This window comes from Streptomyces sp. MB09-01 (genome assembly GCF_033794505.1).
Lineage (GTDB): Bacteria > Actinomycetota > Actinomycetes > Streptomycetales > Streptomycetaceae > Streptomyces.
This window is the reverse complement of record NZ_JARAYQ010000436.1, coordinates 1-4,147: the sequence shown is the minus strand read 5'-3', so window position 1 is coordinate 4,147 and position 4,147 is coordinate 1. Positions and strand designations below refer to the sequence as shown.

2 protein-coding genes are annotated in these 4,147 nt (G+C 71.3%); both read right to left on the bottom strand.

From position 1 onward, the window contains the following. Positions 1-50 precede the first annotated feature (50 nt). Positions 51-3,074 (bottom strand): alpha-mannosidase, encoded by a 3,024-nt coding sequence (locus tag PV721_RS41780; protein WP_319733889.1) that lies wholly within the window; start codon positions 3,072-3,074, stop codon positions 51-53. A 104-nt stretch (positions 3,075-3,178) separates the two neighbouring features. Beyond that, a complete protein-coding gene (locus PV721_RS41775; RefSeq protein ID WP_319733887.1) occupies positions 3,179-3,949 on the bottom strand; it encodes a carbohydrate ABC transporter permease in 771 nt (256 codons plus the stop codon). Positions 3,950-4,147: the final 198 nt, after the last annotated feature.

The following is a 4,147-nucleotide window of genomic DNA, read 5'->3' as shown; positions in this document are numbered from 1 at the left end:
GCGGTGGGCCCCGGTCCTGGCGGCCGGGGCGGGGCCCACTCGCCCGGCGGTCAGGCGCGGCGCAGGCGGACCGTGACGATCTCGAAGGGGCGCAGGGTCAGGGGGACCGCGCCCGCCGGGGTGGGGGCGCCCACTGCCGAGCCGGCCAGCGGGCGTTCCAGGAGGTCGCTCTCGACCGCCGCCGAGAAGGGGAAGTCCGCCGTCAGGACCGCCGTCGCACGGCCCCCTCGGGACTCGTAGAGGCGGACGACCACGTCACCGCTGCGGTCCTCGGCCAGTTTCACCGCCTCCACGACCACCGCGTCCTCGTCGACGGCGAGCAGCGGGGCGACCGGGCCCGCGCCGGTCACGGTGCGCTCGGGCAGGTTCAGCGCGTGGCCCTCGCGGACCGCGTCCCCGATCGACGCGCCGGGCGCGAGGGAGAACCGCAGGGTATGGGCTCCCTGGTCGGTCTCCGGGTCGGGGTAGCGGGGCGCCCGCAGCAGGGAGAGCCGGACGGTGGTGGTCTGGCCGCCGTCGGGCCGCACGTCCCGCGTGACGTCGTGCCCGTACGTGGAGTCGTTGAGCAGCGCGACGCCCCAGCCGGGCTCCTCGGCGTGGATCCAGCGGTGGGCGCAGATCTCGAACTTGGCCGCCTCCCACGAGGTGTTGGTGTGAGTGGCCCGGTAGACGTGCCCGAACTGCGTCTCGGAGGCGGTCCGTTCGGCCTTCACGTCCAGCGGGAAGGCGGCCTTGAGGAACTTCTCCGTCTCGTGCCAGTCCACGTCCGTGACGATGTCCACCGTCTTGGCCCCGGCCCGCAGAGTGACCGACTGGACTGCGGTGGAGGAGCCGAAGGAGCGGGTGACCCGGACGGTGGCGGACGCCGGCCCGCTCTCGGCGACCTCCAGGCCGTCCACGTCCACCAGGTCCGTCACCCGGTTGCGGTAGAACGCGTCGATGTCCCACGCGTCCCACATGTTCGGGAAGTCCGGGTGGATCTGCAGCAGGTTCGCCGCGGCCCCCGGGGCGACCGTCTCGCGGCGTGCTTCCAGGTCGTAGACGGAGACGATCAGCCCGCGGCCGTCGATCTCCACCAGCAGCCGGCCGTTGGCCAGCACGTGCCCGCCGCCGTGCCGCTCCTCCACCGTGACCGGCTCCCCGGCCTCGCCCGGCCGGCCCGCCCCGCCCGCCGCCACGCCCCGCCGGGCGTGCGGGGCGCAGTTGAAGACCAGCTCCTCGCCGCCCTCCCCGGCGAGGGCCAGCTGCGCGGCGAGGGTGATCGCCTGGAGTTCCCCGCCCAGCTTCGCGTACGTCTCGCGCGCCTCGCGGTGCACCCAGGCGATGGAGGAGCCCGGCAGGATGTCGTGGAACTGGTGCAGCAGCACCGTCTTCCAGATCCGCTCCAGGTCCTCGTACGGATACCCGTACCCCGGCACCCTGACCGCGGCGGTGGCCGCCCACAACTCGGCCTCGCGCAACAGCGATTCGCTGCGCCGGTTGCCCTGCTTGGTCTTGGCCTGGGAGGTGTACGTGCCGCGGTGCAGCTCCAGGTAGAGCTCGCCCGCCCAGACGGGCGCGTCCTCGTACTCGGCGCGGGCCTTCTCGAAGAAGGCGTCCGGGCGCTCGATCCGGACCTTCGGGGAGCCTTCGAGGTCCCGCTGGCGCTTGGCGCGGGCCAGGTGTTCGCGGGTGGGGCCGCCCCCGCCGTCCCCCCAGCCGAAGGGGGCCAGCGACCGCGAACCGCGCCCCTTCTCCCGGTAGTTGCGGGCGGCGTGCGCGAGCTGGGCGCCGCCGAGGTCGGAGTTGTAGGTGTCGACGGGCGGGAAGTGCGTGAAGACGCGGGTGCCGTCGATGCCCTCCCACCAGAAGGTGTGGTGGGGGAAGGCGTTGACCTGGGACCAGGAGATCTTCTGGGTGAGGAACCACTGGGAGCCGGAGAGCTTGACGATCTGCGGCATCGCGGCGGTGTAGCCGAAGGAGTCGGGGAGCCAGACGTTGTTCGTCTCGATGCCGAACTCGTCGAGGAAGAACTTCTTGCCGTAGAGGAACTGCCGGGCCATGGCCTCGCCGCCGACCATGTTGGTGTCGGACTCCACCCACATCCCGCCGACCGGGACGAACTGCCCGTCCGCGATCTTCTTCTTTACCCGCTCGAACAGCTCGGGCCGGTAGGTCTTGATCCACTCCAGCTGCTGGGCCTGCGACATCGCGAAGACGAACTCGGGGTGCTCGTCCATCAGGTTGACCATGTTGGACGCGGTGCGCGAGACCTTGCGCACCGTCTCGCGCAGCGGCCACAGCCAGGCGGAGTCGATGTGGGCGTGACCGACGGCGCTGATCCGGTGTGCGGAGGCGCCGGCCGGGGCGGCCAGCACCCCGGCGAGCTCGGCGCGGGCGGCGGCCGCCGAGCCGGGTACGTCCGTCAGGTCCACCGCGTCCAGGGCGGCGCCGATGGCGTGGAGGATCTCGTGACGCCGGGCCTCCCGGGCGTCGAGCTGGACCATCAGGTCGTAGAGGACCTCGAGGTCCTGGACCAGCTCCCACACCTCGGTCTCGAAGACGGTGAGGTCCATCCGGGCGAGCCGGTACAGCGGCTGGTCGCCGCTGGTCAGCCGGTCGCCCTCGTACGTGACCGCGTGGTCGACCAGGACCGGGTTGGAGGCGGCCTCGACGTACCACTCGACGCGCTCGCCGCCCTCGGCACGGTCGGCGACGCGGACCCAGTCGTTGTACGGGTTGAGCGCCTTGATCTCGCCGCCGTCGGCCCGGTGGACCAGGCCCTCGCACTGGAAGCCGGGCATCATCCGGTCGAAGCCGAGGTCGAGGACGGCCTCGACGGTACGGCCGGCCCAGTCGGCCGGGACGGTGCCGGTGACCTTGAACCAGGTGGTGCCCCAGGCCGGGCCCCACGGGTCACCGATCGCGCAGGGCCCGTACGAGGCCGCCAGGCCCTCGGCGACGGGGACGGGCTCCCCCGGGGCCTCCCAGCGTTCGACGGTCAGCGGGAGCGGACGGGAGTGGACGGCGGGCTTGATCCGCTCCTTCAGGACCCGGCGGAGACGGTGCTCGGTGATGCTGCGGTCGTCGTGCATGACGGCTGCTCCAGGGACTGGGTGGTCGGTACGGACGGCTGGTGGGTACGGGGACGGTGGAACGGGCCGGGCGGTGGAACGGGCCAGGCGGTGGACGGGCGGGCTCAGGTCTTCACGGCTCCCTCGCCCACGCCCTTGAAGAAGAAACGCTGGAGGGCGAAGAAGAGCATCATCATCGGCAGGAGTGCGGCCATCGCGCCGGCGGCGATGATCCGCTGGTCGTTGACGGTGGTGGCGCCGGCCAGGGTCTTCAGGCCGAGCTGCAGGGTGTAGTGGTCACTGTTCGTGAGGACCAGCAGGGGCCAGAGGAAGTCGTCCCAGGCGCCCATGAAGCTGGTGATGCAGACGACGGCGAGGGCGCCCTTGGCGGCGGGCAGGAACACCCGGGTGAAGCGGGTCCATTCGCCGGCCCCGTCCAGGACCGCGGCCTCCTCGACCTCCTTGGGCACGGCGAGGAAGGCCGCGCGCATGATCATGATGTTGAGCACGGAGACCGCGCCGGGGAGCCAGACGCCGACGAGGGTGTCGACCAGGCCCATCTCGCGCACCGTGAGGAACATCGAGATCATCACGGACTCGAAGGGGAACATCAGGGTCGCCACCAGCACGGTGAAGACGACCTGGCGGCCCTTCCAGGCGGCCCGCGAGAGGGCGTACCCGCCCATCGCCGCGAAGAGCATGTTCGAGGTGATCGCGAGGACCGCGACGGTGAGGGTGTTGCCGACGTACTGGAGCAGCGGGAAGGACTCGGCGACCCGGACGTAGTTGTCGAGGGTGGGCTGCGAGGGCAGCACGCCGTCGTAGACGTTCTCGGTGCGGCCGCGGATCGAGGTGAGGAACTGCCAGACGATCGGGCCCAGCATGACGACGAGCATCAGCAGGAGCGTGGCGTACCGGACGGCGGGACCGAGCCACCGGCGCCTGCGCGTGGACCCGCGTATGACTAGACCCCGCCGACCGTTACCCACCGCCCCTGCCATGTCTCTCTACCAATCGGCTCCCCACATCCACACACTCACATCACTTCATACCCGCCCCACCCGAGAAAACTAGACACATAACCCACAAATCCA